The organism is Nitrosomonas sp. Nm58, assembly GCF_900107335.1.
GTDB lineage: Bacteria > Pseudomonadota > Gammaproteobacteria > Burkholderiales > Nitrosomonadaceae > Nitrosomonas.
Genome location: NZ_FNPQ01000021.1, coordinates 12,464 through 35,552, shown reverse-complemented (window position 1 = coordinate 35,552; position 23,089 = coordinate 12,464). Strand labels below are relative to the sequence as shown.

22 protein-coding genes and 1 pseudogene are annotated in these 23,089 nt (G+C 42.4%); 5 read left to right on the top strand and 18 right to left on the bottom strand.

The window, feature by feature from the left end; translation table 11 throughout:
- The first annotated feature begins 11 nt into the window (after positions 1-11).
- Positions 12-551 carry a pseudouridine synthase gene (locus BLW34_RS09440; protein ID WP_090578705.1) on the top strand — a complete coding sequence of 180 codons (540 nt, stop codon included), beginning with the start codon at positions 12-14 and terminating at the stop codon, positions 549-551.
- A gap of 139 nt (positions 552-690) precedes the next feature.
- Positions 691-1,875 carry a DesA family fatty acid desaturase gene (locus BLW34_RS09435; RefSeq protein WP_090578702.1) on the top strand — a complete coding sequence of 395 codons (1,185 nt, stop codon included), beginning with the start codon at positions 691-693 and terminating at the stop codon, positions 1,873-1,875.
- Between the two features lie 102 nt (positions 1,876-1,977).
- On the opposite strand, the gene rng is transcribed toward BLW34_RS09435, so the two are convergent.
- The 9 genes from rng to BLW34_RS09390 form a co-directional block, all read right to left on the bottom strand.
- Entirely contained in the window at positions 1,978-3,432 is a 1,455-nt protein-coding gene (gene rng / locus BLW34_RS09430) for a ribonuclease G (RefSeq protein ID WP_090578699.1), read from the bottom strand.
- A 34-nt stretch (positions 3,433-3,466) separates the two neighbouring features.
- Positions 3,467-4,090, bottom strand: coding sequence for a Maf family protein (locus tag BLW34_RS09425; RefSeq protein ID WP_090578696.1), 624 nt, complete (start codon positions 4,088-4,090; stop codon positions 3,467-3,469).
- Between the two features lie 105 nt (positions 4,091-4,195).
- Entirely contained in the window at positions 4,196-4,663 is a 468-nt protein-coding gene (gene rlmH, locus BLW34_RS09420; protein ID WP_090578693.1) for a 23S rRNA (pseudouridine(1915)-N(3))-methyltransferase RlmH, read from the bottom strand.
- A 17-nt stretch (positions 4,664-4,680) separates the two neighbouring features.
- Positions 4,681-5,034, bottom strand: a complete 354-nt coding sequence (gene rsfS / locus BLW34_RS09415) for a ribosome silencing factor (protein WP_090578690.1) — start codon at positions 5,032-5,034, stop codon at positions 4,681-4,683.
- Complete coding sequence (gene nadD, locus BLW34_RS09410; protein ID WP_090578687.1) at positions 5,021-5,707, bottom strand: nicotinate-nucleotide adenylyltransferase; 687 nt, start codon at positions 5,705-5,707, stop codon at positions 5,021-5,023. Before nadD ends, rsfS begins: the two co-directional genes overlap by 14 nt.
- An 80-nt stretch (positions 5,708-5,787) precedes the next feature.
- On the bottom strand, positions 5,788-7,137 hold the full coding sequence (aceF, locus tag BLW34_RS09405) for a dihydrolipoyllysine-residue acetyltransferase (protein WP_090578684.1): 1,350 nt from the start codon (positions 7,135-7,137) through the stop codon (positions 5,788-5,790).
- Between the two features lie 81 nt (positions 7,138-7,218).
- Positions 7,219-9,876, bottom strand: coding sequence for a pyruvate dehydrogenase (acetyl-transferring), homodimeric type (aceE, locus tag BLW34_RS09400; protein WP_090578681.1), 2,658 nt, complete (start codon positions 9,874-9,876; stop codon positions 7,219-7,221).
- Positions 9,877-9,936: 60 nt separating this feature from the next.
- The gene (folD, locus tag BLW34_RS09395; RefSeq protein ID WP_090578678.1) at positions 9,937-10,794 is read right to left on the bottom strand and encodes a bifunctional methylenetetrahydrofolate dehydrogenase/methenyltetrahydrofolate cyclohydrolase FolD; all 858 of its coding nucleotides are present in this window, start codon (positions 10,792-10,794) and stop codon (positions 9,937-9,939) included.
- A 183-nt stretch (positions 10,795-10,977) separates the two neighbouring features.
- Entirely contained in the window at positions 10,978-11,625 is a 648-nt protein-coding gene (locus BLW34_RS09390) for a hypothetical protein (RefSeq protein WP_256203714.1), read from the bottom strand.
- A 209-nt stretch (positions 11,626-11,834) separates the two neighbouring features.
- Here BLW34_RS09390 and argS point away from each other — a divergent pair, with 209 nt between their 5' ends.
- From argS to BLW34_RS09375, 3 genes are all read left to right on the top strand, one after another.
- A complete protein-coding gene (gene argS, locus BLW34_RS09385) occupies positions 11,835-13,586 on the top strand; it encodes an arginine--tRNA ligase (protein WP_090578673.1) in 1,752 nt (583 codons plus the stop codon).
- Between the two features lie 23 nt (positions 13,587-13,609).
- Positions 13,610-14,218, top strand: coding sequence for an SPOR domain-containing protein (locus BLW34_RS09380; protein WP_090578670.1), 609 nt, complete (start codon positions 13,610-13,612; stop codon positions 14,216-14,218).
- Between the two features lie 69 nt (positions 14,219-14,287).
- The gene (locus BLW34_RS09375; RefSeq protein WP_090578667.1) at positions 14,288-14,929 is read left to right on the top strand and encodes a thiol:disulfide interchange protein DsbA/DsbL; all 642 of its coding nucleotides are present in this window, start codon (positions 14,288-14,290) and stop codon (positions 14,927-14,929) included.
- 163 nt (positions 14,930-15,092) lie between these two features.
- Here the strand turns inward: BLW34_RS09375 and tnpA are convergent.
- The 9 genes and pseudogenes from tnpA to BLW34_RS09330 all read right to left on the bottom strand — a co-directional run bounded on the left by tnpA (position 15,093) and on the right by BLW34_RS09330 (position 23,086).
- Positions 15,093-15,460, bottom strand: a pseudogene (gene tnpA / locus BLW34_RS09370) (IS200/IS605 family transposase).
- Positions 15,461-15,701: 241 nt separating this feature from the next.
- Entirely contained in the window at positions 15,702-17,849 is a 2,148-nt protein-coding gene (locus tag BLW34_RS09365) for a RelA/SpoT family protein (RefSeq protein ID WP_090578664.1), read from the bottom strand.
- 332 nt (positions 17,850-18,181) lie between these two features.
- A complete protein-coding gene (gene rpoZ / locus BLW34_RS09360) occupies positions 18,182-18,385 on the bottom strand; it encodes a DNA-directed RNA polymerase subunit omega (RefSeq protein ID WP_090542658.1) in 204 nt (67 codons plus the stop codon).
- Between the two features lie 50 nt (positions 18,386-18,435).
- A complete protein-coding gene (gene gmk, locus BLW34_RS09355; protein WP_090542656.1) occupies positions 18,436-19,041 on the bottom strand; it encodes a guanylate kinase in 606 nt (201 codons plus the stop codon).
- 153 nt (positions 19,042-19,194) lie between these two features.
- Positions 19,195-19,659, bottom strand: coding sequence for a peptide-methionine (S)-S-oxide reductase MsrA (gene msrA / locus BLW34_RS09350; protein ID WP_090542654.1), 465 nt, complete (start codon positions 19,657-19,659; stop codon positions 19,195-19,197).
- Positions 19,660-19,824: 165 nt separating this feature from the next.
- Positions 19,825-20,136 (bottom strand): c-type cytochrome, encoded by a 312-nt coding sequence (locus tag BLW34_RS09345; RefSeq protein ID WP_090542652.1) that lies wholly within the window; start codon positions 20,134-20,136, stop codon positions 19,825-19,827.
- 19 nt (positions 20,137-20,155) lie between these two features.
- Positions 20,156-22,225, bottom strand: coding sequence for a thioredoxin domain-containing protein (locus BLW34_RS09340; protein ID WP_090578661.1), 2,070 nt, complete (start codon positions 22,223-22,225; stop codon positions 20,156-20,158).
- Between the two features lie 287 nt (positions 22,226-22,512).
- Positions 22,513-22,701, bottom strand: coding sequence for a hypothetical protein (locus BLW34_RS09335; RefSeq protein WP_090578658.1), 189 nt, complete (start codon positions 22,699-22,701; stop codon positions 22,513-22,515).
- A 49-nt stretch (positions 22,702-22,750) separates the two neighbouring features.
- Positions 22,751-23,086 carry a transposase gene (locus BLW34_RS09330; RefSeq protein ID WP_177166004.1) on the bottom strand — a complete coding sequence of 112 codons (336 nt, stop codon included), beginning with the start codon at positions 23,084-23,086 and terminating at the stop codon, positions 22,751-22,753.
- Positions 23,087-23,089: the final 3 nt, after the last annotated feature.

Here is a 23,089-nt window from a genome sequence, read left to right as displayed (position 1 = left end):
TGAATTGAGCCATGGCACGCTTGATTCTTTTCAATAAACCTTATGGTGTAATTTGTCAGTTTACACCCCAGATTGGATATCAATCATTAAAAGATTTTGTTCCAATACCTAATTTTTACCCGGCCGGGAGACTGGATATCGATAGCGAAGGGCTGGTATTACTCACCGATGATGGAAAACTACAGCATAAAATCAGCAATCCAAGGTTCAAGCAACCCAAGATATATTGGGCGCAAGTAGAAGGTACACCCAATCAATCAGATCTTCAGCAGCTATGTGAGGGAATAATATTGAAGGGTTATAAAACCCAACCTGCAAAAATTCGTTTAATGGGTGAACCGACTCATCTTTGGTCACGAACCCCACCAATACGTTTTCGCAAAAATATTCCTACCTCCTGGATAGAACTTACCCTTACTGAAGGAAAAAATCGGCAGGTACGGCATATGACGGCAGCAATCGGGCTTCCTACGCTGCGATTGATCCGAATTGCTATTGGCAAATACACACTGACTGATCTTGATCCAGGTAAGTGGCGTATTCTTGAATAATTTACTACTTAGGGTAACCAGTAAAAAATTGGAAAATTCCTATAATAAAAATGTCACGAAATTTCTTGACTAACCTTATACATCTCTTTAGATTGCATCATTAGACATAGCTAGATTTTAAAGGAGGAATAAAACTAATATGGACATAGTTTCAGCACTATCAGGATTAATTGATCTACCATGGTGGGGATATATCATTGTTACTTTGGTAATTACCCATATCACGATTGCCGGCATCACAATTTACTTGCATCGCCATTCGGCCCACAGGGCATTGGATTTGCATCCTATCCCCAGTCATTTCTTTCGTTTCTGGCTATGGTTGACTACCGGTATGGTTACAAAAGAATGGACTGCGATTCATCGCAAGCATCATGCAAAATGTGAAACTTTGGATGATCCACACAGTCCTCAGATTTTTGGTATTAAAAAAGTGCTGACTGAAGGAGCAGAACTTTATCGGTTAGAAGCAAAAAACAAAGAAACCATGGAAAGGTATGGGCACGGTACACCAGATGACTGGATAGAACGTAATGTTTACACAAAATATAGCGCATCCGGCATTGGGCTATTACTGATCATTCATTTCATTCTGTTTGGTCCTATTGGAATTACCATATGGGCAATTCAAATGCTCTGGACACCTGTGTTTGCTGCAGGTGTTATCAATGGTATTGGGCACTTCTGGGGATATCGCAATTTTCAAGCAGAAGATGCCAGTCGTAACATCGTTCCTTGGGGCATCCTGGTTGGAGGCGAAGAATTACACAACAACCACCACGCCTACCCTACTTCAGCCAGATTATCCAATAAATGGTTCGAATTCGATATTGGCTGGATGTACATACGCATTCTGGAAATGATGGGATTGGCAACTGTCAAGAAAACCGCACCCAAACTTAACATCAACAAAACCAAAACTGAATGTGACTTCGATACTCTTCAGGCAGTTATTGCTCATCGTTATGAAGTGCTGGCAAAATATTCGCAGTCTCTCAAAGCAATGCTCAAGAAGGAAGTGGAACATTTACGAGAAGCCGCTACCCATTATGGAATAGATGGAAACACATTGAAACGGTGGATACTGGCAGATGCCAAAACCTTACAAGAAGATGAACGCATCAAACTGAATCTGGTTTTAAGTAAAACCAAAAATCTTGACACAGTCTACACGATGCGTGAAGAACTTGCTGCAATATGGCAACGTTCTACTGCTTCCAAAGACGAACTTGTCAAACAGCTTGAAGATTGGTGCCATCGCGCAGAAGAAAGTGGGATCGAAGTACTGGAGAAATTCTCACGTCAGCTACGCTGCTACGCATAATTAGGTTATAAACTGGGCAGAGGCTTTGAAGTTATACTTCTTGTCCTTTGCTCGGTAGTTGCCTGATGAAAGCTACCGACAATCTAACACTTGTTTCTAGCTTTATATCAAAATAACATCATACTGCTCTTGTGAATAAGACGCTTCCACCTGGAGGCTAATAGGTTTTTCAATAAAATCAGCTAGCTGCGCAAGACTCTGCGATTCTTCATCTAGAAATAAATCGATCACTTGCTGCGAAGCAAGAATGCGGAATTCATTAGCATCAAATTGTCGGGATTCTCGCAACAATTCACGTAAGATTTCATAGCAAACCGTTTGCGCTGTTCGGATTTGTCCGCGCCCCTGACAAGTTGGGCAGGGTTCACATAGGATGTGAGCAAGGCTCTCGCGTGTCCGCTTTCGTGTCATTTCTACCAATCCTAAAGCAGAAAATCCATTGACAGCCATACGCGTTCTATCCTTCATCAAAGTTTTGTTGAGTTCTGCTAATACAGCATTTCTATGCTCTTCATTCTCCATATCGATAAAATCGATGATGATAATGCCACCCAAGTTTCGTAAGCGGAGTTGCCGCGCTATGACCTGTGCTGCTTCTAAATTAGTTTTAAATATAGTGTCATCAAAATTACGTACCTCAATAAATCCGCCTGTATTAACATCCATGGTAGTTAGCGCCTCGGTCTGATCAATAATGACATAACCACCTGATTTCAGATCAACCCGCCGCGCAAGCGATCGCTCAATTTCTTCTTCGACACTATATAAATCGAATAATGGACGCTTCCCAGTATAATGATCGATTCTCCCTGCAACATTGCCCATATAGTTTTGAGCAAAGGCAATCATTTTCAGAAAAGTTTCTCGTGAATCCACCTGGATACGATGAGTATCATCGTCGACAAAATCACGCAATACCCGATGACTCAGATCTAAATCCTGATAAAGTAAAACAGGAAAACTAACCGTTAATGATTTATTCTGAATATCATGCCAAAGCTTGTGCAGATACTCTATGTCTGCGTATAGATCTAATTCGCTTGCCGCTTCGGCCATCGTCCGTATGATGTAACCTCCTTTTGCATCAGCGGGAAGAATTTGTTGTAATTTCTCACGCAATAATTCACGTTCAAAATTATCTTCAATACGTTGGGAAACACCAATATGGGATTCCTGTGGCAAATAGACAAGCATTCGCCCAGCAATACTGATTTGAGTGGAAAGCCTTGCTCCCTTTGTTCCAATTGCGTCTTTAATCACTTGAACGAGTATATTACTTCCCTCGTGCAATAATCTTTCAATAGGCCGGCCTTGTTCACCATTTGAGCTCAACTCCTTGATATCTCCCACATGGAGAAATGCTGCCCGTTCCATACCGATGTCTATAAAAGCGGATTGCATGCCTGGTAGTACTCGGCTAACCCGGCCATTATAAATATTACCAACGATGCCCCGGCTGCTCTCTCGCTCTATATGTAACTCCTGCACAACACCTTGCTCTATGACAGCAACACGTGTTTCCTGTGGTGTAACATTGATAAGAATCTCTTTACTCATTTAGGGGGTATAGTACAATCTCTTTTCCTGACTCTCAGGGAAATACCTGTATTCCAGACTCCTCTAGTAATTGAGTTGTCTCAAACAAGGGTAACCCCACGACCCCACTATAACTACCAAAAATCTCGATAATAAAGGCTGCCGCCATACCCTGAATTGCATAAGCACCTGCTTTATCAAAGGCCTCGCCACTGGCAACACAAGCACGAATCTCACGTTTGCCAATATCACGAAATCGCACTGTAGTAATTGACAAACGATGCTTGACATCACCCTGTGAGCTTAAAGCAATACCAGTTAGAACCTGATGTGTTCTACCTGAGAGTGTTGACAACATCTTCTCGGCTTCAGCAGCATCCTTAGGCTTCCCGAAAATACATCCATCCAATGCAACGATCGTATCAGCAACTAAAATAGGAAATAATGGCAATTTGCGCTGAATCAGACGCATCCACCCTGCCTCCGCCTTAGCATGAGTAATACGATAAACATAATCAGCTGGAGATTCGCTCGGAAAGGGTGTTTCATCAATATCGACAGACCGAGATACGGTTTCTCGCATAAGAAGCACACTATGTTTTACTCCAATTTGTTTCAGTAATTCTCTTCTACGGGAACTACGAGAGGCCAGATATATATAATTTTCGGCAAGTGTCATAATGCTTTGAGTCTGTGAAATGAGTGTTTTATTTCAATTTAAATTTTTCAACAACCTCTTTCTCGGCAGCAAATTCCCCATAACCTATTAATAATCCACCGCAAGTTATACACGATGGTAAGGATGTTGCCTGATAATTGATATGGCACGATACAGTTGTTCTGCCAATAATATGCGCGCTAAACCATGAGGAAGCGTTAGTCTGGAAAGTGCCAATACCTCATTGGCCATACTCTTGATATCACGATGCAACCCATCTGCACTACCAATAATAAATGCGACATCCCTTCCATTTCTCATCCAGTCAACTAATGCTTCGGCCAACTTAATTGTGGTGAATTGCTTACCTTGTTCATCCATAACTACAATGTAGCAATTTGGCGGTAATGCTGCTCGGATACGCTCACTCTCGGCAAATAATAATTGCTCGGTTTGCTTAGCACCTCGTTTCTCTGGCTTAATCTCGATCAGATGGATCGGGATTTCTCTTGGCATGCGCTGGTGATATTCCATAAAGCCAGCGACTATCCAATCTGGCATTTTATTTCCTACGGCTAGGATATGGAATTTCATTATTCAGATCACTCTATTTACATCAAGGAATTTTTTTCCTTAGCTGCACTGGATTCTGCCCATAGCGATTCCAAATCATAGTATTCACGGATAGTAGGCTGCATAATATGCACCACGACATCACCCAAATCTACCAATAACCATTCCCCAGTTTGTTCGCCTTCAATACTATAGACCTTACCTCCTGCAGCTTTTACTTTTTCTTGTACATGATTAGCTAACGCTTTAGTTTGGCGCGTTGAGTTTGCACTGGCAATAATCATGTAATCAAATAATGATGTAATTTTCCCTGCTTCCAGTACCAGAATATCTTGCGCCTTTAAATCTTCCAACGCAGCGGTGATTACCCTTAACAGCTCATCCGTTTTCATTTTTCCTCGTGTAGACGTGATGTGTGCCAATATAATTTAATACAATATCAGGAAGCAAATAACGCGCACTTTTTCCAGCAGCAATACAGGTTCTGATAGTTGTTGCTGAAATATCCAGTAGTGTTGTCGCTGTTGTAAAAATAAACCCAGATTGAGCAGACCTTAACATACTCACGTCGCCTACCCAACGGCTTAGATATTCATCTTTTAACTTTAGCGGCAGACATGCCTGGCTTGCTAAAGAAACATGGCCTGGACGATTAACGATTACTAAATGACTTAATTCAAACAACTCGCGCCAAAGATACCAATTGGGTAGTTTCAAAAATGCATCTATCCCCATGATAAAACAGAATGCTGTTTTCTTTCCTGCGAATTCATCTCTTAATTCACGAAGTGATTCCACACTATGACTCTCTCCAGAGCGTCTGATTTCTCGATCATCTAGCAGAAATCTTCCATTGTCATGAATTGCTCTTTGGAGCATGGTCATACGGTGATATTGCGAAGCAACAGGCTCATTACGCAAGCGTGGACGGCCTGCAGGAAGAAAGCGCATTTCATCCAGTTGTAAAATTTCAACGAGTTCTTCTGCGATCCTTAAATGTCCAAAATGCACTGGATCAAATGTTCCCCCATAGACTCCAATTAGGGAAAATGTATTATTAGACATTGTTTAATAGGCAATCTAGGAGAAGAGCTATCGAGAAATTATTCTCTGCTAGCAGAGTATGGTAACCGAGCACAGAAACTTTAAAATAATGCTAGACGCATATCCGCTAATATACTTGCCAAATGTGAAGTAAAACGAACAGCTGATGCGCCATCGATAACCCGATGGTCATAAGATAGCGACAGGGGAATAATCAAACGAGGAATAAACTCTCCATTACGATAAATGGGTTTTAAACTTGCCTGTGAGACTCCCAAGATCGCAACTTCGGGAGCATTGATAATAGGCGTGAAAGCAGTACCACCTATCCCTCCAAGACTCGAAATGGTAAAACTAGCACCTTGCATATCAGTTGGTTTTAATTTTCCTTCTCGGGCAAGTGAAGAAAGTTTTCCTAGCTCATCTGCTATCGTAATCACACCTTTTTGATCAGCATCCCGAATAACGGGCACGACGAGACCATTAGGTGTGTCTACTGCAAATCCAAGGTGATAATAACGTTTGAGAACTAAACAGGACTCTTCATTACTACTATCCAGTGATGCGTTAAACTCAGGATATTTTTTCAATGCTGTAGTCGCAGCTTTCATGAGGAAAGCTAGTATGGTTAATTTGGTACCATTCTCTCGCTGGCTTTTGTTATATTCTTTCCTGAGTGCCTCTAGATCAGTAATATCAGCCTCGTCAAATTGAGTGACGTGTGGAATCATTACCCAATTACGATGTAAATTAGCACCCGAGATTTGCTTGATACGCGATAATGGTTTTAATTCAACTGGTCCAAATTTTGTAAAATCGATACGAGGCCATGGCAATAAATCAAGTACACCACTACCCAGGCCCGTACTCTGTAATTTTGCTAGCTCTCGTTTAACAAAAGTCTGTATATCTTCTTTAAGGATACGCTGCTTTGGACCGCTCCCTACTATTCTGCTTAGATCCACGCCTAATTCTCTAGCAAAGCGTCTTACAGACGGCCCTGCGTGTGGCTTCACTTCGGCCACATGATTGGGCTGATCCAGTGTTTCAAACTGTGTAGGGGACTGTGACTGCTTGCTTTGAAAAGATTCCTGAGTTATGGAAGGAATTCCGGTCGATATTTCATGCTTTAAACTTACTACATTAGCATCACTTGCTGTTTCTTCAGTCTGATCGGACTTAGCAGTAATAGTCTTATTCTCTTGTTCTGCAGAAACTTCCATGACGAGTATTTCAGATCCCTCAGAAACCTTATCGCCCGCTTTGACACTAATTTCCTTGACAGTGCCGGAATAAGGCGAAGGAACTTCAATTGTAGCCTTGTCTGATTCCAATGTGATAAGCGAATCCTCTACCTTAAGAATATCACCAACATTGACGAGGATCTCAATGACTGGCACATCCTTAAAGTCACCAATATCAGGAATCCGTACCTTTTTAATTTCACTCACACGCTTTCCTCAATCTACATTCAATCTATCAATCAGCAGCAAAACGGCCACTTTCTTGTTTGTATTAAATATACTCGCTATCTATTGCATAACCGGATCTGGTTTATCCGGATCGATGCCGAATGCCTTGATTGCCTGGATAACTTGTTTTGCCGGAATTTTACCTTCTTCTGATAAAGCCCTAAGTGCCGCAACTACAATGTAATAACGATCCACTTCAAAAAAATGTCTGAGTTTCTCACGCGTATCAGAACGCCCGAAGCCATCCGTACCCAGCACACAATAGCGCCCCGGAATAAACGCACGTATCTGATCTGCATAGATCTTCATGTAATCAGTTGCAGCTACCACAGGTCCTTCGCGATCTTTAAGACAGCTCTCAACATAAGATAATTTAGCAGGCTCCGTCGGATGCAACATATTCCAGCGCGCAATACTGAGAGCCTCACGCCGTAATTCAGTAAAACTGGTGACACTCCAGATATCTGCGACTACACCATATTCCTGTTGCAGTATGTCTGCCGCTGCGATCACTTCACGTAATATAGCCCCTGAACCAAGCAGCTGTATACGTACTCCCTTACTTCGCTTACTGCCTTCCTTAAGTAAATAAATTCCTTTCAAGATACCCTGCTCGGCCCCTTTGGGAAGATCTGGGTGAGCATAATTTTCATTCATTACCGTGATATAGTAGAACACATCTTCCTGTTCCTGATACATGCGGCGCAAACCATCCTGAAGAATCACAGTCAGTTCGTAAGCGTAGGTAGGATCATAAGATATGCAATTGGGTATGGTGGAAGCAGCAAGATGACTATGACCGTCTTCATGCTGCAATCCTTCACCATTCAGCGTGGTTCGTCCAGCTGTACCGCCCAGCAGAAAGCCACGGCAGCGCATATCACCGGCAGCCCAGATAAGGTCGCCTACACGCTGAAAGCCAAACATGGAATAAAAAATGAAAAAAGGAATCATCTGCACGTGATGTGTACTGTATGCAGTGGCCGCTGCTATCCAGGAAGACATGGCGCCTGCTTCATTAATCCCTTCCTGAAGAATCTGGCCATGTTTATCTTCCTTGTAAAACATCAGCTGATCAGCGTCCTCGGGAGTATAAAGCTGTCCTACTGACGACCAGATACCGAGTTGGCGAAACATTCCTTCCATACCAAACGTTCGCGACTCATCAGCTACGATGGGCACGATATGTTTACTAATATTTTTATCCTTAGTCAGGATATTAAGAACGCGCACAAATGCCATAGTCGTGGAAGACTCTCGTCCTTCGCCACTGCCTTTGAGTAATGTCTCGAATGCTGACAAAGGTGGAATTTGTAAGGCTTCTGCCTTACGCCGGCGATGATGCAAGAATCCTCCTAATGCCCGGCGTCTCGCCTGCATGTAAGTAAGTTCAGGAGAATCCTTATCAAATCTGAGATAGGGAATTTCATCTATTTTATCGTCCGGCACAGGAAGGCCATATCGATCGCGAAATGCCTTAAGTGAGGTGGTACCCATTTTCTTCTGCTGATGAGTAATGTTCTGCGCCTCACCTGATTCACCCATTCCATATCCCTTGACAGTCTTGGCAAGAATCACGGTAGGCTGTCCTTGGTGTTTGACTGCGGCAGTATAGGCTGCATAAACCTTATGGGGATCATGACCACCACGATTTAATCGCCAAATATCATCATCTGACATATTGGCAACCATTTCGAGTAACTCAGGATACTTACCAAAGAAATGCTTCCTGACATAAGCACCATCTCTTGCCTTAAAAGTCTGATACTCTCCATCCACACATTCCATCATGCGCTGTTGAAGAAGACCTTTAGTATCTTTCGCCAGGAGTGGATCCCAATATGAACCCCAGATTACTTTGATGACATTCCAGCCAGCCCCTCTAAACGTTGCCTCCAATTCCTGTACGATTTTACCATTACCCCTGACAGGACCGTCAAGGCGCTGAAGGTTACAGTTCACCACAAAGATCAAGTTATCCAGATTTTCCCGAGAGGCGAGTGAAATCGCGCCCAGCGACTCGGGTTCATCCATTTCACCATCGCCCGTGAAAACCCAAACCTTGCGTCCCTCGGTATGAGCTAACTTACGACTGCCCAGGTATTTCATAAAGCGCGCCTGATAGATCGCCATCAGTGGCCCCAACCCCATCGATACGGTTGGGAATTGCCAGAAATCCGGCATCAGCCATGGATGAGGATAAGAAGATAAACCTTTCCCTCCTATTTCCTGACGAAAATTATCAAGCTGTTCCTCAGTCAACACCCCCAGCAGAAATGCATAAGCATAAATTCCCGGAGATGAATGTCCCTGGACATAAACGAGATCACCTCCTTTCTGCTCACTTGCCGCTTGCCAGAAATGATTGTAACCAACATCATATAAGGTCGCCGCTGATGCAAAACTAGCAATATGCCCTCCTACATTGGTATTCCGATTGGCACGCGCAACCATCGCCAGAGCATTCCAGCGCACATAAGAACGAATACGGTGCTCTATTGCGTGATCACCAGGTGAACGTTCCTCTTTACCTAATGGAATCGTGTTGATATAAGCAGTATTGGCACTATAAGGAAGGTATGCACCGGAACGCCGCGCTTTTTCAACCAATTTCTCCAATAAATAGTGCGCACGTTCCGCTCCTTCATTGGCAAGCACAGACTCCAACGCATCCAACCATTCCTGTGTTTCCTGTGGGTCAATATCCTGTAAATTCATATTGAGTAGCCGCTCCGTATCTCGGTTTGGAAATAATATACTGGTAGTTTTAGTCAAAAATTACATAGCCGCCCTGGCACGCTCAGCTGCTTCAATGGTATTACTCATTAACATGGTAATCGTCATAGGCCCGACCCCTCCTGGAACAGGTGTAATATGACCGGCTTTCTCCTTTACCGACGTAAAATCCACATCACCGCATAACGTCCCATCGTCCATACGGTTAATCCCGACATCAATCACTGTTGCACCTGATTTGACCATGTCAGCCGTAATCATGCGCGGCTTTCCGGTAGCCACTACTAGAATATCTGCATTTCGAGTATGTTCAGCCAAAATTCTTGTTTTAGATGTGCAAATGGTGACAGTGGCTCCTCTCTCCAGAAGCATCAATGATATCGGTTTACCCACAATATTGCTGCGCCCTACAACGACTGCATGCTGCCCTTCGATCAACACATTTCGCTCCTTTAACATCATCATGACGCCATAAGGGGTGCAAGGATAAAATAAAGCATTACCCGTTGCGAGTGCGCCGACGTTACAAGGGTGAAATCCATCCACATCTTTCTCAATTGCAATAGCAGCGATGACTCGATGACTCTCAAAGTGAAGCGGTAAAGGCAGCTGTACTAATATACCGTGAATCTCTGGATTTGCGTTTAATGCATGGATATGCTGCAGCACCGTCTCTTGAGATGTCTCACCTGGAAAATTATAAACTTCAGAGCGAATTCCTGATTCTCTACATGCTTTGGCTTTATTACGCACGTAAATACAGGAAGCTGGATCATCGCCTACCAGAATAACAGCCAAGCCAGATTGCATACCATGTTGTACAAGATTCTCGGCGCGTATTTTTAATTCAGCACGGATTTTACCCGCAATTGCATTACCATCAATGATGTCAGCACTCATTACTTTATAAAAAATAGGCTAAATTGAATATTTATGCAAAAAAAGATTTCTTTTTGGGTCACAACCATTATTGCCACAAAAAATCACAGCTGCATTTAATTTGATAGCAATCTGGATAACCCACAATGTTACTTTTTTGAACCAAGATTTAAAATAAGCATTCTAAAACTCATATCATTCTAGTTATACAGCAGGTGGAGTCTCTGAATGTTTACCTTTCTTGAATTTAAGACGATAAATTAGCAGGCCAATCAAAGATACTGAAATGACAAAAAGAAATGCGGTCAGTAAGCCAAAAGCCAGAATGAACATATCGCTACTTTCAGGCATAAAAATTGTGACAAACCATACTCCAGCAAAGCCCATCAATAAGCCGCCAAATAATATGATTTTTTTCCCTAGATCATAATGTCGCCATAAAGAACCTGAAACACCAATCTCATCAACATAATGATCAAAAATCTCAGCCAAACTCTCATCTCCCGGCTTTGATTCATGACCTATTGCTATCGCCAAAGCATCATCCCCATCTTCCAGCTTAGACATTTTCTTAAGAAAATCCACCTGCTTTTTCGCCCGTTTAGATTTAATACCATCCTTAACCATCATTGAACATAGCGTTGAAAACGCTTTTTCACGAGCCATTTCTGAAGAATTATGCTCTTCATAAAACCGCCACATCACTCCTACCAGATAAAGCTGAATCGTCATCTCTTTGAATTGAGGAGCAAAATCATAGCCTTTACCTTTGATATGTAAGATCTGCTCATTCAGCACTTCTCTCGCATGCTGAATGCAATCATCCAGCGTTACTGCTTCTTGATCGATCATTAAGTCTTCCATGCTTACAACCTTTATTTTCTTAAGCAAAATTTATAACGTACCATATTATATACTGACTAGTGAGCAGTAAAACCCAGAAAATACTCGTCAGGCAACTAAAATAGTTACTGTGCATAAAAGTGCTCACCATTAAAACTGTAAACTTCGCCTGCCTCTTCCTCGTTATAATAATGCCTTATTAAACTGATTTTTTTATCATGACAGTATCAACTCAATGTAGCTTTAAATCGCATTTATCCCAGTTACTGCTCCTCGCTTCCAAAAAGATTCTTCCTCAGAATTACGAAATTAGTATTGAGTTAGCGCGCCCTAAACAAGTTAATCATGGTGATTACTCAAGCAATCTAGCGATGCAATTGGCCAAGCATTTACACAAAAGCCCACGTGAAATCGCCACAACACTGATTGATGCGTTACCTGATTCACCTTATCTAGAAAAAGCTGAAGTTGCAGGCAATGGATTTATCAATCTCTTTTTGAAGGTCTCAGCAAAACAGCAGTTCTTATCTGGTGTGTTACAACAGGGCGATAAATTTGGTCATAATAATCTAGGAAAAGGTGAAAAAATTCAGATTGAATTTGTTTCCGCGAATCCTACCGGGCCGCTACATGTAGGACATGGTCGTGGTGCAGCCTATGGCGCAAGCCTGGCAAACATTATGACCGCTAATGGTTATTCTGTCACCCGAGAGTATTATGTCAACGATGCAGGTAGGCAGATGGATATATTAGCACTTTCTACCTGGTTACGTTACCTCGCGCAATGTGGATATGCCTTTCCATTTCCAGACAATGCTTATCAGGGCAAATACGTAATTGAAATGGCCAAGCTAATTCATAGCGCGCATGGTAATCGCTATATCCACCAATCCGATTTAATACTCCAAGAGCTCGCCCAAGTTGAAGCAGAGCTTGAAGATGATGAGCGCCTAGACCAGCTAATTGCTATAGCAAAAAAAACATTAGGAGAGGATTACGCTTATATTCACAATTTTGTTCTTACTGAACAACTAGGCGATTGCCGCAATGATTTAATGGAATTTGGCGTGGAATTTGATACCTGGTTTTCAGAACAATCACTGTTTGATAACGGCTTGGTTGGCCGGGTTATTCAATTGCTGGATGAGAAAAATGCCTTGTATAAACAAGATGGCGCCACTTGGTTTCGCTCCACCTATTTCGGGGACGAGAAAGATCGTGTAGTACAGCGAGAAAATGGACATTACACTTATTTTGCTTCTGATATTGCTTATCATCTCAACAAATTTGAACGTAATTTTGTACATATCATCAATGTATGGGGTGCAGATCACCACGGCTACATTGCGAGAGTAAAAGGTGCAATCAACGCATTAGCACTTGATCCCAATATACTGGAAATTGCTTTGGTCCAATTTGCCGTACTCTATCGTGAGAGCAAAAAAGTACCTATGTCCACCCGTTCTGGAGAATTTGTTTCATTACGGGAATTGCGTCAAGAAGTCGGCAATGATGCAGCACGTTTCTTTTATGTACTACGCAAGAGCGATCAACATTTGGATTTTGACCTGGATCTTGCAAAATCACAATCCAATGATAATCCAGTATATTATGTGCAGTATGCCCATGCGCGTATCTGTAGCGTACTCACTCAATGGGGTGAAGATGAAGCTATGCTCTCTACTATTGACACCGATTTGCTGATAAGCCAAGCAGAATTGATGCTTCTGCAAAAATTAATTGATTATCCAGATACACTAGAAGCAGCTGCAAATGAACGTGCTCCTCACCTACTTGCCTTTTATCTTAAGGACTTAGCCAGCGAATTCCATAGTTATTATAATTCAACTCGTTTTCTCGTATTGGAACAATCACTTAAACGGGCGAGACTAGCATTGATTGCAGCTATTCGGCAGGTGCTAGCAAATGGATTGAAATTATTAGGCGTAACCGCTCCCAGTAAAATGTAACTGAACCATATATAGGAATTTTCATGAGCAGAGACTACAAATCTAAGAGTATGGCAACTGCAAGGAGCAGTGGTTCACTTATTCTAGGACTCTTTATCGGATATGCGCTTGGCATAGCAAGCGCAATAGGTGTATGGGTATTAATCAATCAGGCTCCAAGTCCATTTCTTACCGAAGAAAAGCTAGTCAAAAATAAACCTGATGAAAGTATTACCAAAAAAATACAGAATAACAGTGCTACCAAAGAAATTGATCAGGTCAGTGTAAACAAGCCTCGTTTTGATTTCTATAATATACTTCCAGGTATAGATGAACCTTTAACCGAAGAACCATTCGATCAAGTAACACAGTCAACTCATACTATAATAAACAACGCGAATACGACAAGTGATTATTTCCTGCAAATTGGTTCGTACAAGAATGCAAATGAAGCAGAAAGAATGAAAGCAGAACTGGCATTACTAGGAATGATTGCTTCTGTTCAAACAACAGAATCTTCTGACAAAAGTACGTGGTACAGAGTGCGTATAGGTCCATACTCAAAAATCGATGAAATTGATCAAATGCGCGCCTCATTACAAGAAAATGGAATAGAAGCTAATTTTGTCAAGATTCCCAAGAAAATACCATAGCAATCCTGATTTGGTAGATTCTATTACTTAATAGAATCTATTTAACAATTTATAGAAGAGAAAAATAGAATGAATAAATTTTTTAAATTTTTCTTATTATTCGTTGGCCTTAATCTGATAGTCACGTTGACTGCGCATGCAGAAATCGTTGAGGGGCGCGATTATATCGTTCTCGCAAACCCCCAGCCTACTGAAGATAACCGAAGTATTGAGGTCATTGAGTTCTTCTGGTATGGTTGCCCACACTGCAATGAGCTACATCCCCATATAGATAATTGGCGCAAAAATGCTCCAAAGGATGTAAAGTTCCGATATGTTCCAGCGATTTTCCGCGCTAATTGGACTCCTGCCGCAAAAACTTTCTATGCGATGGAGATATTAGGCATAACCCAAGAATTTCATGATAAGGTGTACAAAGCTATTCATCGTGACAAAATTGATTTGTCCAAGGAAGCTATTCTATTCGATTGGATTGAGAAGCAAGGCATTGACCGGGAGAAATTTATCAATGCTTACAATTCCTTTTCTGTTCAAAATCAAGTAGCAAAAACTTCCCAAATGATAAGGCAATTCAAATTAACCGGTGTACCAGCCTTAGTGATCGATGGAAAATACATAACTAGTGGAAAGATGAGCGGTACACCACGCGATACGACTCAGGTATTAAATGAGTTAATTGACAAAGTGCGGAAAGATAGGAATTCGAAGTAAGTATCCCCCGGCAAAGCTGAGGGCTTTAATTTTGTGAGCCGCTCAAAGCAGCAAAATGGGGTTGCTTACACGGCCCCTACCTTTGTGACTACCTGAAGATAGCCTGTTATCACCACAGATTCATCTGATCCAAGCGCTTGTCTTCTTTCTCTTGGTGGCGAATTTACTCCCGTATCATTTGTTTATCTCGTCCCACCGTTGATACAAAGTAGCCTCTCGCACAAAAAAAGTTGCGCTTACGCTCTCCGTACACTCGCGCCAGATGAATGGCACTCTTGCCCTTGATGTATCCGACTACTTGAGACACCGCGCGCTGCGGCGGAATCGATATCAGTATATGTGCATGATCCAGTATCAGATGTCCTCCTTCTATCCTGCTGTCTTTGTATTCGGCCAATCTCTTGAAAACATCCCCAAGGTTGTGGTCTCAATTGCTCATACAACGTCTTCCTCCAGCATTTCGGTATGAATATGATGTGGTTTTTACTTGCACTCCCATTTACTATGGCTTAGGCTTTCGCCCTCGTCCATCTCGATTCTCCTTTCTTCGTGTGCTAGGCGGCTCACGAGTGGAGTTTCGCTGATGGACTCCCATATCTGTCAAACTTTTACTGTCACCCCGACATAGCCGGGGGATTTCCCGTCATGAGCTAATTATCCTGACACATAGAGACACCGTTCCAGGATAATTGCTTACTAACCCGAATATTTCATAAATTGGCACGTGCCAATTTATGAAATATTCGGACTAAGTTATTTATGCAATAAACGCCTAATTCTTCGCCCGACCAAGTTTTACAACCTCCTGAATATGCCTCAGGCCCCGCATGATTTGGGCAAGATGCCGACGATTCCTGGCTTGCAAAATAAAGTGCATGGTGGTGTAATCTTTATCACTTTCCATGGTGACGTCATCGATATTCGAATCGTCCTTGGCAATTTCTGCGGCGACCCTAGCGAGTACACCACGTTGATTTACTACTGTCATAGTGATACCAATCTCAAAAGTTCTGGTTATATCTTTACCCCACGTCACATCTAGTACATTCTCAGAGTTTCTCTGAATTTTCATTACGGCTGTACAATCATGCGTATGAATCACTAAACCCTGATCTTTCTTAATCAACCCAACGATCATATCCCCTGGAATTGGATAGCAGCATCGAGCAAACTGTACTGTCATACCTTCCGTACCAAGGATCACCACAGGATTACTTGTTGTGCTAGTGATTTCGGATATCGACTCTCCAGGTACCGCTAAACGCTTAGCAATCACGGCTGAAAGCTGTTTTCCCAATGTGATATCTGCAAGCAATGCTTTTTTCGACTTAGCGCCGCTATCCCTGACAAGTTTTTCCCATTGTGTTTCATTGATTGTTTCAGGGTTGATGCCAAATGATAATAAAGCCTGATTTAGTAAACGTTCACCTAGTTTTACTGACTCATCATATTGAATGGTTCTAAGAAAATAACGGATGCTTGAACGCGCTCTTGCTGTAGCAACATAAGAGAGCCAGGCAGGATTGGGATTCGCATAGGGCGCAGTTACAATTTCTACTCGATCGCCGTTCTTTAGTTTAGTACGTAAGGGCGCATTCTCACCGTTAATCTTGGCTGCAACACAGCAGTTGCCCACATCTGTATGTATCGCATAAGCGAAATCAACTGCAGTGGAGCCTCTTGATAACTCAAGTATTTTTCCTTGTGGCGTGAACACATAGACCTCCCCGGGAAACAGATCGATCTTGAGGTGTTCCAGAAACTCAATAGAATCGGAAGAGTCACTCAAGGTTTCCAGTAAGTTTTTTAGCCACTGATTTGTTTTTAGATGCAGTTCATTTACCTCTGTGCCATTATTTTTATAGAGCCAATGTGATGCAACGCCCATCTCAGCAATCCGGTGCATCTCATAAGTTCGGATTTGTATTTCTATCGGCAATCCATAAGGGCCCAGCAATGTATTGTGGAGTGATTGATAACCATTCAGCTTAGGAATCGCAATATAATCCTTAAATTTACCTGGTATGGGTTTATACAAACTGTGTAAGACTCCTAATGCCAGATAACACGAAGGAATATCCCTCACCAGGACACGAAAACCATAAATATCCAATACCTCCGAGAAGCTCAGTTGCTTCTCAACCATTTTCTTGTAGATACTATAAAGATGCTTCTCTCTCCCATTCACAATAGCATCTAAACCCGCATCTTCAAATCTATGTTTGATCGCATCAAGAATTTTTCCGACCACTTCACGGCGGTTTCCTCGCGCCGCCTTAGTCGCTTTTACCAATACCCTGTAACGATTAGGGTAGAAATAACGAAAGCCCAGCTCCAGCAATTCTTGGTAAATGCTGTTTAAACCTAAACGATGAGCAATAGGTGCATAAATCTCCAAAGTCTCCCGTGCTATGCGACGCTGCTTTTCAGGGCGCATTACTTCCAGTGTTCGCATATTGTGCAAGCGGTCAGCCAATTTAATAAGAATGACTCTTACATCCTGCGCCATAGCCAATAGCATTTTACGGAAATTTTCAGCTTGCACATCAGCTTGAGTCTGGAATTCAATCTTCTCCAATTTGGAGACGCCATCTACCAGCTCGGCTACCGAGACTCCGAATCTCTCGCTAATTTCTTCCTTAGAAATAGTCGTATCTTCTACAACGTCATGTAATAATGCAGCAGCAAGCGTAATTGCATCTAGATGGAGTTCACAAAGAATACCAGCAACCGCCACGGGATGAGAAATATAAGGTTCACCAGTCTTACGAAACTGCCCAGAATGCGCACCTTGGCTAAAAAAATACGCATTCTTGAGTAAAGTTAAATCTTCAGGCTTAAAATATTTCGTTACCGCAGAAAATAACGACGCGGCTTCTGGCGTTACCACAGAAGAGTTCGATAATGAAAGCTCTGGCATAAGAGTTCCCCCATTTTTCGCTGGGCTAATTTAACTTTATTTTACAAACAATAGACAAGGTCTTTGTAATCTCAGCTACGGCGCTGGAATTACAAATATTTCTGGTCAAGAACACTATAACTAGAGCTCTGCATCAATACTCAGGATGCTTCTGAATTTATAGCGTTCTTTATATTGTGCAAGACTAGAGGGATGAAGTTAAGAAAAGTCTTAACAAACAATTTGATAATGCTACAAATTCTATCGCCACACAATCTGTTATTTAGCAAAATATAGATTGTTTTCGTTTCTTTACTGTAATTGTCTAATTTTTACTAAAAATTTTCTCAATCTCAACGTATGGTATTAAGAATATCAATACCTATCTTACCCTTAGCTAATTCGCGTAACGCAATGACAGTAGGCTTATCTCGAGCAGCATCTACCATCGGAGTAGAGCCAATGGCTATTTGTCTTGCTCGAGTAGTTGCTGCCAATGTCATATCAAAACGATTAGGAATAATTTTTAAACAATCATCAACGGTAATACGAGCCATAAATTACACCTTTTATTTTTTATTAAAAAATTTCACCAATAAGATATCGTTTATTTAAATTGCGCTACTAGTGCACGTTGTTTGACCAGCTGATGCATTATTCTTAGGCGTTCTGCTCGAATAACACAACAAATATCTTTGAGCGCCTCGTCTAATTCGTTATTAATAACAGCATAATCAAATCTGTTCACTTGTTTTATCTCTTCACGAGCTGCTTCCAAGCGGCGCGCTATTGTTTCTGGATCATCCTGTCTACGTTGTTTCAAACGAGCTTCTAACAATGCCAGAGAAGGAGGTAAAATAAAAATGCTTACTGCCTGAGGAAAAACCTGGCGTATCTGCTGAGCTCCCTGACAATCGATTTCCATCAAAACATCTTGACCCAATGCCATGGTCTCTTCAACCCAATGTTGTGAGGTGCCATATAAGTTTCCGTAAACTTCTGCGCTTTCAAGAAATTCACCTCTCTCTAACATTTGTTTGAAAACATCCCGACTGACAAAGAAATAATCTTGACCGTTTACTTCATTGGAACGTGGTTGACGAGTAGTATGCGAAATAGACAAACTCAAATTAATGCTGGTTTGAAGTAACGCTTTGATCAAACTGGTCTTACCAGCCCCTGAAGGAGCACTAATTATAAATAAGCTACTCATTTTTTGATTATATTGGATCTCCGCTGCATTTTGAGAAGAAAATTTCTATTTAATAAGCGAGTATTTAGTATCCGCAATCACCTCAGTATTTCCGATCTGAAATTTAATATCTTAAAATTAAACTCCTGATGGAAAACCTGAGTTCAAGTTATCTTAATGTAATCCGTGTTTCTCAAAATAGCGCTGGTGATAATCTTCAGCAGAGTAGAACTCAGTAGCAGGTAAAATTTCAGTTACGATCGGATCCCGCCAATGCCCGCTTTGCTGCAATGCATCCCGCGATTGCTTCGCCGCAATCTCTTGTTCTGGCGTATAAAAAAATATAACCGACCGATATTGAGATCCTCTATCAGGTCCCTGGCGATTAAGGGTAGTAGGATTATGGCAATTCCAGAAGGTATCCAGCAAATTTCTAAAGGAAATCACTGAAGGATCATATTTTACCAGTACAACTTCTGCGTGACCTGTCTGATCTGAGCAAACATCCTGGTAGGTAGGATGGCGAGTATGACCACCGGCATACCCACTGGTGACATCACATACACCATGGATGCCACGAAAAGTAGCTTCAACACCCCAAAAGCAGCCAGCACCAAAGATAATCTTCTCCATCATCATTGCTCAAAATATGTTTCCAAGGGTATAGGAATGGTAAAGTTATCAATAAACAATCTTTACTCATTTGAGAATCAAAATAATGTATCTCTATTCATTAGATCATAAAAACCAAAACAAAAGGCCGATACGCCTTTATCACGCATCGGCCTCTCTCCATCACTCGCCTTACTTGAGCGTCAGAATAAAGTCTGCTAGAGCCTTAGCATCCGCATCGCTAACTTTTACATTCGGTGGCATTGGAATAGTTCCCCATACACCATTACTACCATTTTTTATTTTTCCTGCCAGGTAATCGGCCGCACCCTCTTGGCTTACGTATTTTGCAGCGATATCTTTAAGTGCAGGTCCAACCAACTTGGTGTCAACTTGATGGCAGTTCAGGCAGCCGCTGCTTTTTGCCAATTCAGCACTTGCTTGAACACCGCCAACCCATAATACGGTAGATGCTGCCATTATTCCTAACCATATTTTTCTCATCATTTTTTCCTTATTTGAATTATAAAGGGAATAACATTCTACCCTTAACTTCGCAGACTTGCAGCAATTCCTGTAAATCGGTGATTTCCGGCAAACACCTCTCACCTTGGCAAACCCAAGCATTGACATCTTTATCTACGGGTAAGCCTTTGTTCAGAGATTGGGGTAATCCAGTTAGTTCCATCGGTAACGCCAGAACCATCATTTCCGGCGCACCGAATACTAATGCCCGATGCCACTCAGTGAGTGTAGGGTTTTTTCCACGCAAAATAACGATTTGTGGTGGCGTAAGCCATTCTTCCAACGCCATCAATAAACTACAGTAGGAACTGGCATGTCGCCGCATTCCAGAATAAAACAATTTAAGCGTACGTTCAGCTGACTGCAAATAACGATATTCTCCAAGCAAATGGCCAAGTCGTTGCAACGATATCGCCGCCAAACCATTACCTGACGGTATTGCATTATCCTGACCTATCTTGGGTCGATGAATAAGCTTCTCATGATCATGACTTGTAAAAAAAAATCCACCTAATTGCTTATCTTCAAACTGATCCAGCATGATGTCGGCCAATGCAATAGCAAAATCAAGATCAGACTGACGAAATTCGACTTGCACGAGCACTAACAAGCCATTTAGCAAAAACGCATAATCATCGAGATATGCATTGAGATGTACTTTGCCATCCTTGTGGACAGCCAGTAGCCGATTGTTCTTCCAAAGGGTGGTGCTAATAAAATCTACTACCTGCATAGCGGAATGCACCCATTCTTTATGCTGAAAAATCATTCCTGCCCGCGCCATGCCCTTGATCATCAAGCCGTTCCAGCTAGTCAGGATTTTTTTGTCACGACCAGGATGAACACGCTGTTCCCGTATATTGAAAAGCTTGCGCCGCGCTGATTCAATCCGCTGTTGCACTTCCTCCTCGCTCACCCCCATTTCGTTAGCTATGACTGCAGCAGATTGATCAATTTCAAGATGCCAGTATTTGTTTTCAAAATTAGGAAAATGTGAAAGGCCATAGTAAGGAACAATCACAGCATATTCATCAGGTGGCAGGATTTGCACGATCTGATTTTTATCCCAAACGTAAAATTTTCCCTCTTCATGCTCTGAATCTGCATCCAATGCCGAGTAATAACCTCCTTTTTTTTGATCGGATTGCATTTCCCGCATCACCCAGGTAGCCGTCTCTTCCGCAATTCGCTTGAATAAAGGATCACGAGTTGCAAGCCAGGTATCCGAATAGAGCTGTAACAAGGGACCGTTGTCGCAAAGCATCTTCTCAAAATGGGGAATACGCCAGTACTGATCGGTACTGTAACGGTAAAACCCTCCCCCCAACTGGTCGTAAATGCCACCCTTAGCCATTCTTTCCAGGGTATAAACCGTCATATGTAAAGCTTGCTTATCACCTTCTGGAAAATAACATCTCAAGCAGAATTCCAGCTCGGCTGGATGAATGAATTTTGGTGCAGAACCAAAACCACCCCATTCCCGATCAAAATTTGCAAAAAGCTGTGTGATTGCCTGATCAATGAGATGACGGGAAAATGCAGGAATATTGGTACCCGAAGTAGGTAATGTCTCTGCAAACATTTTCAGCAGCGCAGTATTTTGTTGTTCAATATCTTCTCTACGCGTATGATACAGCTCCACAATCTTTGGCAATAAATCAAGAAAACCAGGTATACCGTGACGAGGCTCTTTGGGAAAATAAGTACCTGCGAAAAAAGGCTTTTGCTCAGGCGTCAGGAACAAAGTTAACGGCCAGCCGCCATGACGCTGGTTAAGCATGAAATGTGCAGCCTGATATATCTGATCGAGATCAGGGCGCTCCTCACGATCCACTTTAATATTGATAAAATGTTCATTCATCACTGCCGCCACTTCCAAATCCTCGAATGACTCATATGCCATGATATGGCACCAATGGCATGCCGAATAACCAATAGAAAGCAAAATAGGCTTATTTTGGTCACGTGCTAGTGCAAGCGCTTCCTCACCCCACGGGTACCACTCAACGGGGTTATTTGCATGCTGCAAAAGATAGGGACTTGTTTCACTTGCCAGATGATTGGACATGGCATTATTTAATAAATGGTTGATTATTCATTAACATATAGTCAGCAACGTGACCCGTCGCCCGATCGTTTCTTTAACAGGCCGTTGAAAAACTCGGCATTTTGATTCTGAAATTTCTCTTTTAAAAGACTGCAAGCACTTTGGTTGTTTTTTGCAGATCTATTTTTACCAAAGACGCTCATTTTTTGATCAGTTTCTGTCCGAGTTTCCTGTGAATCCTTCCTTTGTTCTTATCCGCCTGTTTTAGGCGAATTTTAGACGTACCGTCCCTATGTGCGCGAACCTGTCTACCCGCCGGTCAGACTTCCGATGCGCACCAGATCGTAAATCGCGGCAACAAACCGGAGTTGTCCGCTGATTTTCTTGCGCCCGACCAACTTCAGCTTACGCATCCCGCCTACCGTTTTCACCCAACCCAATACTTCGTCGATCGTTTGCGAATCTTCAGACAGATCGCGTAGCCTTCGCTCTGGCAAATATCATCCGGCATGGCGCTGCCTTTGCGTTTGGCCGCCACATGCGGGATCATGCCCAGCGATCGCACTGCTTTGATGTACTCATCCACATCGTAGCCGCGGTCTTCCCCCACTGTGGCTCCCGGGTTGACAAATGTTTGTCATTGCTCAGCTCCGCCCACTCCGTCAGATGCTTGACACCCGTGAGAAAATACCCAGCCCAGCAAACCAGCTGGTACCACAGGTTGTGTTCGATGTGCGCGACCAGTTGCCGTTCGGAGCGGATGGTAAACAACACTTGAAGCAGCGATGCTCGCAGCAACCACTCCGGCGGTATCGAAGGACAGCCTTCCCTCGAGTAAACAGCATCAAATGGCTGATCCATTTGCTTGAGTATCCTATCCACCCA